Origin of the sequence: Massilia sp. UYP32 (assembly GCF_050434365.1) — a bacterium.
In the GTDB taxonomy this organism is placed as follows: Bacteria; Pseudomonadota; Gammaproteobacteria; order Burkholderiales; family Burkholderiaceae_D; genus Telluria; species Telluria timonae.
Genome location: NZ_JBNDIK010000010.1, coordinates 34,693 through 51,042 on the forward strand (window position 1 = coordinate 34,693; position 16,350 = coordinate 51,042).

General features: G+C 67.0%; 12 protein-coding genes. 7 read left to right on the plus strand and 5 right to left on the minus strand.

Annotation, left to right across the window (positions count from 1 at the left end; genetic code table 11):
- Nucleotide 1: 1 nt before the first annotated feature.
- Nucleotides 2–880, minus strand: coding sequence for a glycosyltransferase family A protein (locus tag ABIB42_RS09550; protein WP_040774951.1), 879 nt, complete (start codon nucleotides 878–880; stop codon nucleotides 2–4).
- Nucleotides 881–1,219: 339 nt separating this feature from the next.
- On the opposite strand from ABIB42_RS09550, the gene ABIB42_RS09555 reads away from it, so the two are divergent.
- Nucleotides 1,220–2,164 (plus strand): hypothetical protein, encoded by a 945-nt coding sequence (locus tag ABIB42_RS09555; RefSeq protein WP_157225420.1) that lies wholly within the window; start codon nucleotides 1,220–1,222, stop codon nucleotides 2,162–2,164.
- A 90-nt stretch (nucleotides 2,165–2,254) separates the two neighbouring features.
- On the opposite strand, the gene ABIB42_RS09560 is transcribed toward ABIB42_RS09555, so the two are convergent.
- On the minus strand, nucleotides 2,255–4,585 hold the full coding sequence (locus ABIB42_RS09560; RefSeq protein WP_219861979.1) for a hypothetical protein: 2,331 nt from the start codon (nucleotides 4,583–4,585) through the stop codon (nucleotides 2,255–2,257).
- Nucleotides 4,586–5,052: 467 nt separating this feature from the next.
- Between ABIB42_RS09560 and ABIB42_RS09565 the strand changes: the two genes are divergently transcribed.
- Nucleotides 5,053–6,096 carry a polysaccharide deacetylase family protein gene (locus ABIB42_RS09565; RefSeq protein ID WP_005663888.1) on the plus strand — a complete coding sequence of 348 codons (1,044 nt, stop codon included), beginning with the start codon at nucleotides 5,053–5,055 and terminating at the stop codon, nucleotides 6,094–6,096.
- A 2-nt stretch (nucleotides 6,097–6,098) separates the two neighbouring features.
- Here ABIB42_RS09565 and ABIB42_RS09570 read toward each other — a convergent pair whose 3' ends face one another.
- Nucleotides 6,099–7,124: a GNAT family N-acetyltransferase gene (locus tag ABIB42_RS09570; protein ID WP_005663886.1), complete on the minus strand. Its 1,026-nt coding sequence runs from the start codon at nucleotides 7,122–7,124 to the stop codon at nucleotides 6,099–6,101.
- On the minus strand, nucleotides 7,121–8,317 hold the full coding sequence (locus ABIB42_RS09575) for an aminotransferase class I/II-fold pyridoxal phosphate-dependent enzyme (RefSeq protein ID WP_005663883.1): 1,197 nt from the start codon (nucleotides 8,315–8,317) through the stop codon (nucleotides 7,121–7,123). Before ABIB42_RS09575 ends, ABIB42_RS09570 begins: the two co-directional genes overlap by 4 nt.
- A 191-nt stretch (nucleotides 8,318–8,508) precedes the next feature.
- Here ABIB42_RS09575 and ABIB42_RS09580 point away from each other — a divergent pair, with 191 nt between their 5' ends.
- Both ABIB42_RS09580 and ABIB42_RS09585 read left to right on the plus strand, forming a co-directional pair.
- Nucleotides 8,509–10,074: an acyl-CoA ligase (AMP-forming), exosortase A system-associated gene (locus ABIB42_RS09580; RefSeq protein WP_005663881.1), complete on the plus strand. Its 1,566-nt coding sequence runs from the start codon at nucleotides 8,509–8,511 to the stop codon at nucleotides 10,072–10,074.
- Nucleotides 10,075–10,115: 41 nt separating this feature from the next.
- Entirely contained in the window at nucleotides 10,116–11,363 is a 1,248-nt protein-coding gene (locus ABIB42_RS09585) for a pyridoxal-dependent decarboxylase, exosortase A system-associated (RefSeq protein ID WP_005663879.1), read from the plus strand.
- Here the strand turns inward: ABIB42_RS09585 and ABIB42_RS09590 are convergent.
- A complete protein-coding gene (locus ABIB42_RS09590; RefSeq protein ID WP_005663878.1) occupies nucleotides 11,360–12,712 on the minus strand; it encodes a putative O-glycosylation ligase, exosortase A system-associated in 1,353 nt (450 codons plus the stop codon). The genes ABIB42_RS09585 and ABIB42_RS09590 overlap by 4 nt on opposite strands.
- Before the next feature lie 323 nt (nucleotides 12,713–13,035).
- Here ABIB42_RS09590 and ABIB42_RS09595 point away from each other — a divergent pair, with 323 nt between their 5' ends.
- From ABIB42_RS09595 to ABIB42_RS09605, 3 genes are read left to right on the plus strand one after another with little or no spacing between them, the layout of a single operon-like run.
- Entirely contained in the window at nucleotides 13,036–14,400 is a 1,365-nt protein-coding gene (locus ABIB42_RS09595; RefSeq protein ID WP_005663876.1) for a UDP-glucose dehydrogenase family protein, read from the plus strand.
- The gene (locus tag ABIB42_RS09600; RefSeq protein ID WP_005663874.1) at nucleotides 14,400–15,395 is read left to right on the plus strand and encodes an NAD-dependent epimerase/dehydratase family protein; all 996 of its coding nucleotides are present in this window, start codon (nucleotides 14,400–14,402) and stop codon (nucleotides 15,393–15,395) included. Before ABIB42_RS09595 ends, ABIB42_RS09600 begins: the two co-directional genes overlap by 1 nt.
- Before the next feature lie 13 nt (nucleotides 15,396–15,408).
- Nucleotides 15,409–16,290 carry a hypothetical protein gene (locus tag ABIB42_RS09605; protein ID WP_005663872.1) on the plus strand — a complete coding sequence of 294 codons (882 nt, stop codon included), beginning with the start codon at nucleotides 15,409–15,411 and terminating at the stop codon, nucleotides 16,288–16,290.
- The last annotated feature ends 60 nt before the right edge of the window (nucleotides 16,291–16,350 follow it).

Here is a 16,350-nt window from a genome sequence, read left to right on the forward strand (position 1 = left end):
GTCAGCCCGCCGTGGTCGACTGCGCGAGCGTGGCGCCGGCCCCTGGCGCGGCGTCGAGCGCGCGAATCACGTCGCGCGAGGTGGCTTCATACTTGCTGTTAATGAAGCGCATCGAACCGATGAAGTGCAGGAAAGCCGTTTCCGCGGTGGCGCAATCGGGGGTGCCATACTTGGGGAAGGGCAGCGTGCGGGTGCCGCGGGCATTGGCCACCAGGTAGTTCGAGGTCACCTGCTCGGTGCCCCAGCGCTTCCAGTCCTCGCCCAGCTTGGCGGTCATGCGGCGCGAAAAGTCCAGCATGGCGTCGCGCATGGTGTCCGAATGCGGGAAGCCGGTGAAGCCGGCGCAGCCGCGCACGTACAGGGCGTCCTGCGGCAGGCCGACATTGACCATCTCGCTCTCGGAAATGGTCTGGATGTGGGCGCCCGGCTTGAGCACGCGCAGCGCGTGCTCGCGCACCGCCGGCAGCTGGCGCAGCGGGGTGTCGGGCAGGTCGGCCAGCACGAAACCGGTGCCGTTGCGCACGCCTTCCACGATTTCGGGGATCGGCTGGACCGTGACGGTATCGGCGTCGAGCTGGACCACATAGGTTTCGCGCACGAAGCCCGAGATCGCGTACAGCCTTTCCCACACGCCGCCGCGCGGAATGTCGGGATGGACGAATTCGTCGGCGTGGTGCAGCTCGATGTGCGGCACGTGCTGGCGCAGCACGGCACGGTCCTCATCGGTGATCGAGGGATCGCACACCACGACCACCCGTTCCGCGTTCGCATAACGGACGAAGGACTTGAGCGCGACCAGGTAGGCGAGAACGTCGCGGGTATGGACCATCGACAGCAGCATGAACGGCAGGTTGCCGCGCTCGACCGGAGGGGTCGACAAGATTTGCCGGGTCGCCTTCGTGTGCCGGGAACGGAAATAATCCCGTTTCAGGCGCTGAACGATCCTCTGAATTAAAGACATCCTCACTGACTCCTGTATCCGCATGTCGGCAAGCGTCGCAGCTTTGCCGGACGCTGGCGTGATACTATTGCATTTCTTGCAATAGCGCGCGATTATTATATGCTGAATTGTGCAGCGCACGCGTTCCGTGCTGCATTTTTTGCCAGATGACATTATCTTCATGCCTGAAGACGGCATACCGCCATCCAAATCCCTGACGGAGCGCCATTGAGTAAGCAGCAGGTAACATTTTTCTTGCCGGATCCGCAACAAGTACGCTTGTTGCAGGATGCCGATCCGGACCGCGACTGGCGCCTTTTCAGCACCGGGGTGCAGGTATGGGTCGGGCAAACCTATCTGCGCCTGAAGCGGGCCGGGTATCCGGTGGCGCTCAGCGCGCTGGCGCCGGATGCGGGCCTGGTGGTGGTCCATGCCGACCATGTGCCGGTGCTGCTGTGCCGGCGGCGTTGGGGGGCGGCCCTGACCATCGTGGCGGCGCGCGCCGACCGTCCGCACCAGCCGCATGCCGATGTCGAGATCGTGCAGAACGCCGCGTCCGCGCACGGCGGCAGCGCCTTCCACGTCCAGCACTGGCCGCAGCCAGGCCTGGTGGCGCGCGATCCGCAGCGCGGCAACACCGTGCGCACGGTGTCCTTCAAGGGGACGGTGGGCGAGATGACGCCGGAATTCGCCGCACCCGAGTGGGCCGACGGCCTGCGGCGCCAGGGCATCGAATGGCGCTGCGACGCGGTGGCATGGGGCGGCAATGCCGCGTCTTACCAGACCAGCTGGAACGACTACCACGATACCGACGTGGTGCTGGCGATGCGCAAGGACGTGTCGCACCTGCACGTCAAGAAGCCGGCCAGCAAGTTGATCAATGCCTGGCTGGCCGGCGTGCCGGCCATTCTCGGTCCCGAGCAGGCCTACCGCGAGTTGCGCCGCTCGCCGCTGGATTACATCGAAGTGGCGTCGGCGCGCGAGGCCGGGGAGGCGCTGGCGCGCCTGGCGAGCGAGCCGGCGCTGTACCAGGCCATGGTCGAGAACGGATTGCGTCGCGGTGAAGAAGTGCGGGCCGAGGCATGTACCCGGGTCTGGGCCGAATTGCTGTTCTATACCATCCCGGCGCGCCGCCGCGCACCGGCGCCGCTGGCGCTGGCCGGCCTTGGCCTGCGCAGCCTGCGCTGCCGGCTGCGCGCCTGGCGAACGGCGTCCCCGGCGTAAAAAAAAGCGGCGCCACCGCCAGGTGGCGCCGCCCCGGATCGGCTCCCGGACGCTGGCTTCAGGCGAAGCCGGCCGGGATGCCGCCTGCGGTCAGCGTGGAACGATGTTCCATTGCGGGCCCTTGCTGTAGTCGGGCTTGTCTGCGCGGCCGCTGAAAACGGTCCAGGCCTGGGTCGCGTTGGCGATGCCCGAAGTCGCCGCAACCGCCAGCGCCGGCTGCATATTGGACGGGTAGCCCATGGTCGAATCGGAGTAGCCCGACATGCGGCCCGGAGACCAGCGCCCCTTCGACGCGACGCGCAGCCAATCGCTCTGCTGGACGCTTGCACAAGGCTGGTCGATATACTTCAGGCCCTGCGGATGCTTCAGGCGCTTGCTTTCGTTCAGAATGCTGTCGCCGGCAAAGTTATAGGTGTGCATGGCGGTCAGGTCGCTGAAGATCGGTTCCTTGGCGCTTGGGCGGAACTCCAGGTGATAAGCCGAGGCCTGGATCCAGCAGAAACCCGGCGTGGTCATGCGGCCGACAGCGTACTTCGCCTTCCATTGGAGGATCGGCAGGGCCTTCTCGAAGCCGAGTTCGGTCAGGTAGCCGAAGCTCCAGGTCAGGAAGTCGTCCTGCCATGGGGCCGAAGCGGCCACCTTGAACGAACTGGCGCCAGAGCCGTCGTACACCCCCAGCTGGTTTGGATTGCCGACCACATAAGTCGCGTGATAGAAGTTCAGGTTGTTGTCGACCTGTTTGACAAAATAGTCTTTCAGCGGGTGGCTGTCCGGGGTGACGTAGGCGGCATGGCCGAGCGTGCGCAGCGACCAGGCCTGGCCGCGTACCTGCTGCCAGCGCACCAGGCCCTGGCCATAGCCGGAATTGCCTGGATCGGTTTCCAGCGGATTCGCAGCCGCCCAGAACAGCAGTTCTTCGAGATAGTAGTAGTCGCCGGTCAGCAGATACGGGAGGTAGACCATCGACGGCTGGTGGGCGGTATCGTGCGAATACGGCGTACTGCACAGCTGCTTGTTGTTATTGGCGCAACGCGGCACCGGCAGCGGAGCCTTGTTTGCCAGATTCATGTGGGTCGAAATATTCTTGTTGGCCGCGCTGTCGGCGCGCACCGGGTTGCCGGTGTTCTCGTCGCGCATGTGGATCGACCAGCTGGCGGCGCCATCGGCGGCGGCCATCATCGAGTTCAGCGCGCGCTGGTCCTTCGACAGCAGATAAGCGACTGACCAGGAAGGCAGGGGGCCGATGTCGGCGCGACCGCCCGTGGTGCCCATGGCCGCCATGACGGGACCGATCTTCATCGGGCCGGTGTTGGCCGTGGTGATGCCCTTGCCCAGATCGGCCAGCATGCTTTCCGACGGCACGACGTTCTGGTCGTAGTTAGAAACCGCTTTTGATGCGATCAGGTAGGACGTATTGTGACGCACGTGCGCCTGTGGCGCGCGGGCAGCGTCCCACCAGGCGCTCTGGTGCCAGCGCGCGTGATGGTAATGGGTCAGGCCAGCCTTGGTGTAGATGCGGCGGCCGGCGACATCGACGCTCACGTCATATACGAGGTTGCGGGCGCCTGCCTTGAAGGTCTTCGTGTTTTCGACGACGACGTCGACCCGTGCCTGTTTCGACAAGCCCGGATACCAGCGTACGGCGAAACTGGCCGTCAGCAGGGGATGCACGACGCCGGCGCCGTTCTTCACCGGGGTGCTCACGATCCATTCGTTGGCAACCGAACCCGACAGCCAGCTGACAGGCTTCGGGGAAGCCAGCGCATCGGCCAGGGAGGCGTTGTACTGCACGCCGTCGGCGGTGATGACGACGTTCGCGCTCAGGCCGCTCGCGGCCAGGCCTTCGAGGGTCACCCTGCTTTTTTCGGACGCGGTCGATTTGACCAGCTGGATCTTCTCGATCTGGCCGACGGCCAGGGTCGGCAGGATGCCGGACACGATCACGTGACGCACCGAGCCGTCGGCGTGGGTCGCCTTGATATCGGTCTGCAGGCGTAGCAGGGTGCCGTTCGACAGGCGGGCCGCAAGGCCTTCGGTCGGCGCCATCTGGCCGGCCGCGACTACCTGGCCAAAGGTAAACGGCACATTCGTCTGGGCCAGGCCGGTATTCTGGATCTCGACATCGGTCAAGGTGGGGCCGGCGACGATCGCGGCCGGCGTGGTCACCGGCGTGAGGACGGTCGGGGTGGTCGGTTTCGGGGTGAAGCCGGTGGTGGTCTTGGCCAGCGACGTACCGGAGTCGGTGTACGACACCGCGTCGGGCGCGAGGTCGTCGCCACCGCCGCCGCCGCAGGCGCTCAGCATGGCGGCGCTCAGTGCGGTGGCGATGACGGAGGTGCAGCGTGCAGTCAGGCGGGCCGGCTTGGCGCTGTGATTGCTGCCACGTTCCGCGCGGCTCGGGGTGATCTGGTCAGGGGTCATGGGAGTTGGGGTGTCGTTTCGCAGTGGAATTAATTTCCGTGTGGAACTGAACTTTACCCTGACAAACATTTCCATGGGCCAATTTTGAACAGATTTTGCTGATTTTCTGCGCAAAAACAACGAAAATGTCGAACTTGAAAGTATTTACGCAAATAAAGTCAAGCGTATTTTTGCCGAAAGACGTAAAAAAGCTACAATATTCTTGGTTTTTTTACACTTGTGACGGGTCAAAATCAGAACTTGAGCCGAATAACGCGTTTTTGTGCACCGGCAATGTTTCGGATTTGCTGAATATGCCTTGGGCGCGCGCACGCATCCTTGCGAAGTTGACATTGAATAATTATTTAATGTGCTAGGATGACAACATCAATGGACTGGCGACATGGCTGGTCCCTTTATCCAAGGACACAGTGCCGGCCGTTGTGCTGCGCCGATGTGGCGCACTCGGGCTTCGCGGAAATGATGCAATGCTAAGCACAACCAACCATGTAGCGGCCCGGCTGGCGGCCGGACGGCCGCCGGTCCTGATCGTGATCGTCGATACCGAGGAAGAATTCGCCTGGGACCGGCCATTCGACCGCGCCAGCGTCGATACCGCCTCGGTCGCGGCCCAGCCGCTGATGCACGAGCGCGTGTTCGACCGCTTCGGCATCGTGCCGGCTTATATGGTCGACTGGCCGGTGGCCACCGCCCCGCAGGCCGTCGCCACCCTGCGCCGGCTGATGCAGGAAGGACGCTGCGATATCGGCACCCAACTGCACCCCTGGGTCTCGCCGCCTTATGAAGAACAGGTCACGCGCTTCAATTCCTATGCCGGCAACCTGCCGCGCGAGCTGGAGCTGGCCAAGCTGCGCATGCTCACCAACGCCATCGGCAACGCTTTCGGGCGTGCCCCGACCGCCTTCAAGTCGGGCCGCTACGGCCTGGGGCCGCACAGCGCCGAGGCGGTGGCCGCGCTGGGCTACGAGATCGACGCCAGCGTGGTGCCCTATACCCGCTTCGAGGACGACGGCGCCCCCGATTTCCGCGCCTTCGACGAGCATCCCTACTGGTTCGAGGCCGGCGGACGGCGCCTGCTCGAGCTGCCGGTGACCACCGGCTATGCCGGCTGGCTGCGCGGCATGGGGTCGCGCCTGTTCGACCTGGCGCGCAGCCCGGCGGGACGCGTGCTGCGCATGGGCGGTGTGCTGGCGCGCACCCGCGCGCTCGAGCGCATCCGCCTCAGTCCCGAAGTCGCCACAGGCGCCGAGATGCGGCGCCTGACGCGCGCGCTGCGCGCCGATGGCTGCGAAGTGTTCTCGCTGACCTACCACAGCCCCTCGCTGGTGCCTGGCCACACGCCCTATGTGCGCGACGCGGCCGACCGCGAGCGCCTGATTTCCACGATCCACGATTACTGCGCCTGGTTCCGCGACGAGATCGGCGGCCAGTTCCTGGCCCTGTCGCAGGTGGGGGCGGCGCTGGCGCCCCAGGCCGGGGTCGCGCCGCGCTCGCTCGAAGCGGTGCGCTGAAATCAGCGCCCGGCGGCGCGTGCGTGCAGCCGGCCCAGCCAGGGCCAGCGATAGGCGTTCAGGTGGTACATGGTGCGCACCTCGCCGGTCCAGCGCAAGTGCCATTCCATCACCCGCCCATAGAATTCGATGCGCTCGAAGCGGCGCGCTTCGATGATGTCGCGCGTGGCTTCCTCGCGCATCAGGAGCGCCGGCGACAGGCCGTTGCCGATACCCTCGTCGTAGGCCGTCTTGAGCACCACGATGCAGCCGCCGCCCTCTACGCACAAGTCCATCGCCGCCAGCCGTTCGCCGATGAAGTAGCGGTAGACGCAAGCCGCATCGATGGCGGCGAAGGCTTCCAGCATGGCGCGGTAGAAGCGGCCCTGCTCGTTGCCGGCGCTGACGGCGGTGCCGTCCTGCGCCTTCCAGCCCGCGCTTTCCAGGCGGCCGTAGTCCTCGACCGCGGCCGCCATCTCGTGTGCCGCGCGGCTGGCCTGGAGCCGGGTCGGCACGCCGTCGTCCTGCAGGCGCTTGCGCTGCTTGCGCAGATTGCTGCGCAGGTTCTTGCCGCGCGTATTCCAGTAGTCCTCGAAACTGGCCGGCAGGGTGACGCGGGCGGTCTCGATATAGTCCATGCTGCGCAAGCCGCCGTCACCGTGCGCGGGACGCGCCATCAGCATCGGATCGCACTGGGTCAGGCCGAGCGTGAGGGCGGCGCCGGGCAGGGCGCGCAACAGGCCGGGCAGGCCGGCGCCGGGCGCCCCGGCGTCGCGCTGCAGCCACAGGCCGACCGGGGCCTGGGCCGGCTGGAAGGTATTCCAGGCGCCCAGGCGCGACGGCGCCAGGATCGCCATCGCGTCGGTTTCTCCATCGCGCTCGCGCCAGGCCAGCACTTCCCGTCCGGTGCCGAACACGGCCAGCAGGGGGAGCACGAATTCCGGCGCCAGCAGCGGCGAGCCGGCGCTCTCGCGGTGCAGGCGGCGCCAGCGTTCCAGGTGCTCGGGACGGGCCGCCAGTTCGGTTGCCGGGACCACGCGCCAGTTCATGACGCCGCTCCCGCCGTCTCTTCCAGCGCGCGGCGCACGGTGGCGGCCAGCCAGGCGCGCTCCGGCGCGCGCAATGCCTGGTGCACGGGCAGGCCGAACAGGCGCCGGCCGAGCGCCACGCTGTTGGGGCAGACCGTGGCGTCGACCCCGGGCCACAGGCTGGCGCCGAAGCGCACCATCGGCACGCCGGCAGCGCGCAGGCGTTCGAACAGCGCGTCCGGCCGGTCGGCCAGCAGCGGGAACACCCAGGGGCAGGCGCCGGCGGGCAGCGCCGCGAACAGCGGCTGCCAGCCGGGCGCACCGGCCAGCGCGCGTTCGAGTTCCAGGTAATTGCGGCGCCGCGCCCCGACCAGGCGCGCGCGGCCGGCGCGCCGCAGGACGGCGCGCGAGAACCACGACGAGCGGCGGTCGACCCAGCGCGGATCGAAGTCGAAGCTGCTGTCAGACGAGGCCGGGGCCAGCGCCGGGATCGCGCCGGCGCCGGGGTTGGCGCTGCGTGCCTTGAGCCGGTTCCACAGCGCCGTCTTCAGGCCCAGCGGCAGGGCCAGCGCGGCGCGCACGAGCGGCAGGCGGCCCTGGGCGAAACTGGCTTCGAGCGCGCCCAGCGCGGCCTTGGCTTCGAAGCCGGCGCCGGCGCCATGCAGGGCCGCGGGCAGCCGGTGGCGGTGCGACACCAGGCAACCGCCCTCGAAGATGGGGAAGAATTTCATGCTGCTGCCGATCGCGTAGTCGCCGCTGGCGCCGACCGCGACGCCATCGCGCTCGCCGAAGAAGCAGTGGGCGCAATCCTCGACCAGGCCGGCGGCGTGAGAGTCGCACAGCGCGCGCAGGGCGCGCAGGTCTTGCGGAAAGCCGAAGAAATGGGTGACCATGACGGCCTTCACGCCGGGGCCCAGCTTGCTTGCCACGTCGTCCAGGTCGGCCGTGGTGTCGGGATGGACCCGGTAGAACACCACCTCGGCCCCGCGCCAGTGCACCGGCGGGATCATCGAGGGGCTGTGGTAGGCCGGCACCAGCACCTTGTCGCCGGGGCCGACGCCGAGCGCGCGCAACGCCATGCCGATCGCGATCCGGCCGCTCGTGACGGGCTGCACCGCGGGCGCGTCGTCCAGCGCCGGCAGGGTCGCGCCGTGGCCGGCAAAGGCGCCGAGCGAGAGGATCGGGACGGAGGGAATGGCGCGGATGTCGCTCATGCTGGCGCTGCGGATGTGTTTATTCTAGGCATGATTTAAATATAACATGCGGTATCGCCGTTCCCGCGCACCGAAAAGATGTCGAAAAAGCATCCGCTTTCTTGCGGCGCGGCCCGAACTGGTAAGATTGCAGATGCGTGGCGGATGCGCCGCGCCATTTCGCGCCATGCGGCGACCGTACCCACTATGCGATGAACCACCTGATCCACGACAGCATCTTCGACAGCGCGGCGCGCACCCCCGAGGCCGAGGCCCTCGCCTATGGCGCGGCGCGCTGCACCTACCGCGAACTGGCCGACCAGGTCAACGCGGCGGCGGCCCTGTTCCTGGCCCAGGGCATGCAGCCGGGCGAGCGGGTCGCGGTGTACATGGAAAAGCGCATCGAGAACGTGGTGGCCATGTTCGGCGCGGCCGCCGCCGGCTGCGTGTTCGTGCCGGTCAATCCGCTGCTCAAGGCCGAGCAGGTGGCCTACATCCTGGCCGACTGCAATGTGCGCCTGCTGGTGACGACCCCCGAACGCCAGGCCCAGCTGGCCGCCAGCCTGGGCGGCTGCCCTGACCTGCGCGCGCTGCTGCTGACCGACGGCGCCCAGCCGGCGCCGTCCCCTTCGGGCCTGGCGCTGCTGCGCTGGTCGCAGCTCGAGACCGGCGTATCGTTCACCCCGCACCGCCGCATCGACACCGATATGGCGGCCATCCTGTATACCTCGGGCAGCACCGGCGCCCCCAAGGGTGTGGTGCTGTCGCACCGGAACATGGTGGCCGGCGCCGCCAGCGTGGCCGGCTACCTTGGCATGCGTGCCGACGACCGCCTGCTGGCGGTGCTGCCGCTGAGCTTTGACTATGGCCTGAGCCAGCTGACCACCGCCTTCCTGCGCGGGGCCTGCGTGGTGCTGATGAACTACCTGTTCCCGAAGGACATCGTGGCCGCCGTGCGCGCCGAGCGCATCACCGGCCTGGCGGCGGTGCCGCCGCTGTGGATCGCCCTGTCGCGCCTGGAGTGGCCGGCCGATTGCACGCTGCGCTTCATCACCAATTCCGGCGGCGCGATGCCGGTGGTGACGGTCGAGGCGCTGCGGGCGGCGCTGCCGCGCGCCGAGGTCTACCTGATGTACGGCCTCACCGAAGCCTTCCGCTCCACTTACCTGCCGCCGGCCGAACTGGCGCGCCGCCCCGATTCGATCGGACGCGCGATCCCGAATGCCGAGGTGCTGGTGGTGCGTCCCGACGGCACCCTGTGCGAGGCCGACGAGCCGGGCGAACTGGTGCACCGCGGCGCCCTGGTGGCGCTGGGCTACTGGAACGACCCGGCGCGCACCGCCCAGCGCTTCCGTCCTGCCCCCGGCCAGGATCCGGCCCTGCCGCTGCCCGAGCTGGCCGTGTGGTCGGGCGACACCGTGCGGCGCGATGCCGACGGTTACCTGTACTTCGTCGGCCGCAGCGACGAGATGATCAAGGTCTCGGGCTACCGCATCAGCCCGACCGAGGTCGAGAGCGTGCTGCATGCCAGCGGCCTGGTGAGCGAGGTGGCGGTGTTCGGCATCGCCGACGAGACGCTGGGCCAGGCGATCGTGGCGGTGGCGGTGGCCGACCTTGGCGCGGTCGACCGCGCCGCGCTGCTGGCCGAATGCCGGCGCCGGCTGCCGGCCTACATGATCCCGGCCCACATCGTCGTGCGCGCCGAGGCGCTGCCGCGCAACCCGAACGGCAAGATCGACCGCAACCTGCTGCGCACGACCTTCCAGCCCGGCCAGTAAAAAACGTCCGGACCTTACCGCACCTGTTCCAGCCTATTCCCATGACCGGCACCAAGCCCCAGCACGCTCCCCAGATTCATTTCCCCGTGGTCGACGACGTCCTGCAAGTCGGCGGCATCCCGCTCACCCGGCTGGCCGAGCGCGTCGGCCGCACGCCGTTCTTCGCCGTCGACCGCGCCGTCTGCAGCGGCAAGGTGGCGGGCCTGCGCGCGATCCTGCCGCCGCAGGTGGCATTGCACTATTCGATCAAGGCCAATCCGATGCCGGCCCTGGTGCAGCACATGGCGGGCCTGGTCGACGGCCTCGACGTCGCCTCCAGCGGCGAACTCAAGACCGCGCTGGATACCGGCATTGACCCGGCCCACATCAGCTTCGCCGGCCCGGCGAAGACGGATGCGGAGCTGCGCCAGGCGGTCGCCGCCGGCGTGTGCCTGAACATCGAGTCCGAACACGAGCTGGCGCGCACCGCGCGCATCGGCGAAGCGCTCGGCATCACGCCGCGCGTGGCGCTGCGCATCAACCCGGCTTTCGAACTGAAATCGTCGGGCATGAAGATGGGCGGCGGCGCCAAGCCCTTCGGCATCGACGAGGAACAGGCGCCTGCCGTGCTGCGGCAGGTGGCGGCGCTGGGCCTGGATTTCCAGGGCTTCCACATCTTCAGCGGTTCACAGAGCCTGCGCCTGGACGCCATCGTCGAGGCGCAGTCGCGCAGCATCGAGCTGGCCATGCGGCTGGCCGGCGACAGCCCGCTGGCGCTGCGCCAGCTGAACATCGGCGGCGGCCTGGGCATCCCGTATTTCCCGGGCGAGGCGCGCATCGATCCGGCGCCGATGGGCGAACACCTGGCCGCCTGGCTGCCGCGCCTGGCCGCGGCGCTGCCGCAGGCGCGGCTGGCGCTGGAACTGGGACGCTACCTGGTCGGCGAAGCCGGCGTGTACGTGGCGCGCGTAATCGACCGCAAGGTCTCGCGCGGCGAGGTGTTCCTGGTGCTGGACGGCGGCATGCACCACCACCTGGCCGCCTCGGGCAACCTGGGCCAGGTGATTCGCAAGAATTATCCGGTGGCGGTCGGCAGCCGCATGAATGCCGCGGGCGACGCGCCGGACAGCGGCCCGGCCTCGGCCACCGGCCCGCTGTGCACCCCGCTCGACATCCTGGCCGACCGCATGCCGCTGGCCCATGCCCGCGTCGGCGACCTGGTGGTGGTGTTCCAGTCCGGCGCCTACGGCGCCAGCGCCAGCCCGGCCATGTTCCTCGGCCATCCGCCGGCGCTCGAAGTGCTGGTCTAGCCGGTCTGGCGCGGCGCCGCCGCGCCGCCCTGCGCCTTGGCGTCAGGCGCCTTGCCCAGCCAGCGATCGATGCGGTCCTGCATGAACGGGATGCGCATCGGCGGAATGTCTTCCTGGATCGGCATGCGGATCAGCACCTTGTCGAGCACGATCAGGATCGCGAATACGTAGTAGATCAGGTCGTAATAGGCCAGGGTCAGGAAGGCGCCGGCGGTCATGTAGCCGATGATGCTGACGTGGCACATGCGCGCCAGCATCAGGGCCCAGCCGAGGTCCGGCTTGTCGCGGCAGAAGCGGATCACCCGCGAACCGAGGCGCCAGGCCACCAGGAACATGGTCAGGAAGATCGCCAGGCCGATATAGCCCTGCTCTCCCAGCACCTGGAAATAGATGCTGTGGGCATCGTAGTAGCGTTCGGGTTCCGGCGCATACAGCATGAACATATGGGGCGCGAACACGTTCGGCCCGCCGCCCAGCACGAACTCGTTGGCGATATTGATCGCGAACAGCCAGGAGTTGATGCGCCCGGTCGCGGAGGCGTCCTCGTCGTACGTCTGGATGCTGTGCATCCTTCCCATCCATTCCTCGGGCATGGCCAGCAGGACGACCGGCACCAGGAGCAGGAAGGCGATGCCGGTCTTGAGCTTGTGGTGCGACTTGAGCCACAGGAAAAATCCCATCATGAAGACAGCGAGGAAGGCGCCGCGCGAGTACGAGCCGATCGCGCCCAGCGCGGTCAGGGCGGCCATGGCCAGCACTCCTCGCTTGAGCCATTTTCCATGCACCTGGGTTACCAGGTAGACCAGCAGTGGCGTGATCGTCACCAGCGCCAGCGCCAGCGTGTTGTTGTCGCTGATGAAACTGGCGCGCGGACCGAGCATGCCTTCGCCGCCGCCGCTGAAGATGACGAAGATGCCGCTCTTGACGCCCCAGAAGCCGATCGACAGCGCCACCACGATGGCCAGCATCTGGGCATCCTTGCGGGTACGTACGGTCATGATGGTGAGGAAGACCATCAGGATAATCTTGCTGAAACGGTCCCAGTCCTGCCAGGCCGCGGCGGGCACCTGGGCGAAGATGGTGGTGACGGTCATCCAGCCAAAGAAGATCATCAGCATTACCACCAGCGGGGACATCGGAATCTTCTTGGGCTCGCGCGAGACCATGACCGCCACCAGGGTAATGATCGACAGGTACATCGCGAACGCGAAGTTCTGCGTGAAGCCATAGCTCAGGCGGTGGGGATTCATCAGGCTGACCACGGCGTAGGCCATGGCGCCGACCACCGGGCGTTTGAAGATATAGGGAATGATCGCCACGAAGGCGAACAGTAGAATGATGTCACGCATGGCCGGGCCGCCTCGGAATGCTTGGAATGGATGGTGTCATGTGGATGGGAGGTCCCAAAGCGCGCCGGGAAGCGCTGGCGCCGGATCGGTATTTGTTAAAAAGCAATGCCGCCATTATGCGAAAAAATTTTCCGGAGGGCAGCACGATTGACGCCAGACGCATAAATTTTTGACAAGCATGATACTATAATTCAAGTTCTGATCAGCACTGTTACACCTTATCGTTAGCAGCTGAAGCAACACCCGGCACAGGAAAAACGGCGCGCACGACGTGCGCTTTCACCGGTTTCTTTCGTTCAGTTAATTCACCTCCCAGAGAAATCATGAAGATCACTATCATTGGCACCGGTTATGTGGGCTTAGTTTCGGGCGCATGCTTCGCCGACGTCGGCAACACGGTATTGTGCCTGGATGTCAACGACGAAAAAATCGCCATGCTCAAGAATGGCGTCATCCCGATCCACGAACCCGGCCTGGACACCATGGTCGAGCGCAACGCTGCCGCCGGCCGCCTGCTGTTCTCGACCAGCTACGACGAAGCCATGGCGCACGCCGAATGCGTGTTCCTGGCGGTCGGCACCCCGCCGGACGAGGACGGCAGCGCCGACCTGACCCACATCCTGGCCGCAGCCCGTTCGATCGGCCAGCGCATCGAAAAGCCGGTGGTGGTGGTCGACAAGTCGACCGTGCCGGTCGGCACCGCCGACAAGGTGCGCGCCGCCATCCAGGGCGAACTCGACAAGCGCGGCAGCACTGTCGCGTTCTCGGTAGTGAGCAATCCCGAATTCCTGAAGGAAGGCGCGGCGATCGACGACTTCATGCGCCCGGACCGCATCGTGGTGGGCAGCGACGACGCCACCGCCACCCGCCTGATGCGCCAGCTGTACGCACCGTTCAGCCGCAACCATGAAAAACTGGTCGAGATGGACGTGCGCAGCGCCGAGCTGACCAAGTACGCCGCCAACGCCATGCTGGCCACCCGTATCAGCTTCATGAACGAGCTGGCCAACCTGGCCGAAGTGCTGGGCGCCGACATCGAGGCTGTGCGCCACGGCATGGGCCTGGATCCGCGCATCGGTTCGCAATTCCTGTATGCCGGCATGGGCTATGGCGGCTCCTGCTTCCCGAAGGACGTGAAAGCGCTGGTCAAGACCGGCGCCGACCACGAGCAGACCCTGCACATCCTGGAAGCGACCGAGCGCGTCAACGACAACCAGAAGAACGTCCTGTTCAAGAAGCTGTCGCGCTTCTACGGCGGCGTGGAAAACCTGAACGGCAAGACGGTCGCGCTGTGGGGCCTGTCGTTCAAGCCGAACACCGACGACATGCGTGAGGCGCCAAGCCTGATCCTGCTGAAGGAACTGTTCGCCGCCGGCTGCCGCGTGCGCGCCTACGATCCGGTGGCCAGCAGCGAAGCGCTGCGCGTGCTGGAACGCGACCACGGCGCCGCCCGCGTCGAGGAGATGCTCACCATCGCCAGCTCGGCCACCGCCGCGGTCGACAATGCCGACGTGCTGGTGCTGGTGACCGAATGGAAGGAATTCCGCGCGCCGGACTTCCGCCACCTGGCCCAGACCCTGCGCGGCAAGGCGATCTTCGACGGCCGTAACATCTACGACCCGGCGGAAGTCGCCGAAGCCGGCCTGGCCTACGAAGGCATCGGCCGCGTCAGCCGGAAGGCCGCCTGATGATCACGGGCGCCCACCGCATCCTGGTCACGGGCGCTGCCGGCTTCGTCGGCAGCTTCGTGGCGGCGCGCCTGGCGGCAATGGGCCACCAGGTGGTCGGCTGCGACAACTTCAACGACTACTACGATCCGCGCCTGAAGCACGACCGCGTGGCGGCCCTGCTGGCGCCGGCCGGCGTGCCCTGCCACACGGTGGAGCTGGCCGACACGGCCCAGGTCGCGGCGCTGTTCGAACGCGAGCGGCCGACGCTGGTGGTGCACCTGGCGGCCCAGGCCGGGGTGCGCTACTCGCTCGAGAACCCGGCAGCCTACGTGCAGTCGAACCTGGTCGCCTTCGGCAACATCCTCGAAGCCTGCCGTCACGGCAAGATCGAGCACCTGCTGTACGCCAGCAGCAGCAGCGTCTACGGCGCCAACGCCAAGGTGCCGTTCAGCGAGGAAGACCAGGTCGACGCGCCTGTGTCGCTGTACGCCGCCACCAAGAAGTCCAACGAGCTGATGGCGCACTCGTACAGCCACCTGTTCAAGCTGCCGGCCACCGGCCTGCGCTTCTTCACGGTGTACGGGCCCTGGGGCCGTCCCGACATGGCTTATTTCAGCTTCGCCGAGAAGATGGCGCGCGGCGCCACGATTCCGGTGTTCGCCGAAGGCCTGCTCACGCGCGACTTCACCTATATCGACGACATCGTCGAAGGCGTGGTGCGGCTGCTGTTCAAGCCGACCCCGGCCACGGAAACGCGCGCCGCGCACACCGTGTTCAACATCGGCAACCACAATCCGGTGCGGGTGCTGGACTTCATCCAGACGCTGGAAGGCGCGATCGGCATCGAGGCGCGCAAGGAATTCCTGCCGATGCAGCCGGGCGACGTGCCGGCCACCCATGCCTCGATCGACAAGCTCAAGGCCTGGGTCGATTTCGCGCCGACCACGCCGCTGGCCACCGGCCTGGCCAACTTCTGGGCCTGGTACCGCGACTGGGCGCCGGCACGCACATGAGGCGGGAGCGAGCATGAACGACCAGCCGCAGATCCTGCTGTTCCAGACCACCGACCCGGCCGCCGTGAAGAAGCGCCTGCTGCGTTTTCGCGCCGCTTTCCTGCGCCTGGGCCCGCAGTGCCGCTTCGCCGCCATCTCGTACACGCCGAATGCGAAGTCCGGCGTGCGCAAGGTGGTGCTCGACGGCGTCGAGATCGAGCACCACGTGTACGGTCCGGACGCCATCGACACCCTCGGCTATCCGGCCAAGGGCGCCGCGCGTCCGTTCAAGCTCATCCCCGGCAACTGCGACCTGCCGCCGCTGCTGTTCCGGCGCGCGCAGCCGCAGTACACCCAGTACTGGGTGGTGGAGGACGACGTCGAGTACTCGGGCGAGCTGCATGAACTGTTCGCCGGACTGGCCGACCGCGAGGGCGACCTGCTGGCGGCCCACCTGGCGCGCGGCGAGGCCGAATGGACGTATGCGTCGATGCTGCGCGCGCCCGGCCTGGACCTCAAGCCGGCCGACAGCTGGCTGGTGTTCCTGACGTTCTTTCGCATCAGCGGCGCGGCGCTCGACCTCATCGACCGCTACTACCGCGCCGGCTGGACCGCCCACAGCGAGAATGCCTGGGCCACGATCCTCAAGCATGGCGGCATGAGCGTGGTCGACTTCGGCGGCGCCGGCGAATTCGTGGCCGAGGAAGACCGCAACAAGCGCTACCACGGAGTGCCCAACGACGGCTTCGCCAAGAACGGCACCTTCGGCACGCTGAACATCCGCCTGCGCCCCGGGCGCCAGAAGGACGTGCTGTGGCATCCGATCAAGCCGCCGAAGGCCTGGCTGCGCCAGTGGCGCAAGCGCTATGTCTCGATGGCCCAGTGGTATCTCGGCCGCTTGACGCGTTCGCGCTGAGCGGCGCTCCAGACTCGCTGAAAAGCCCGCGGTTCTCGCGAACTGCGGGCTTTTCACATT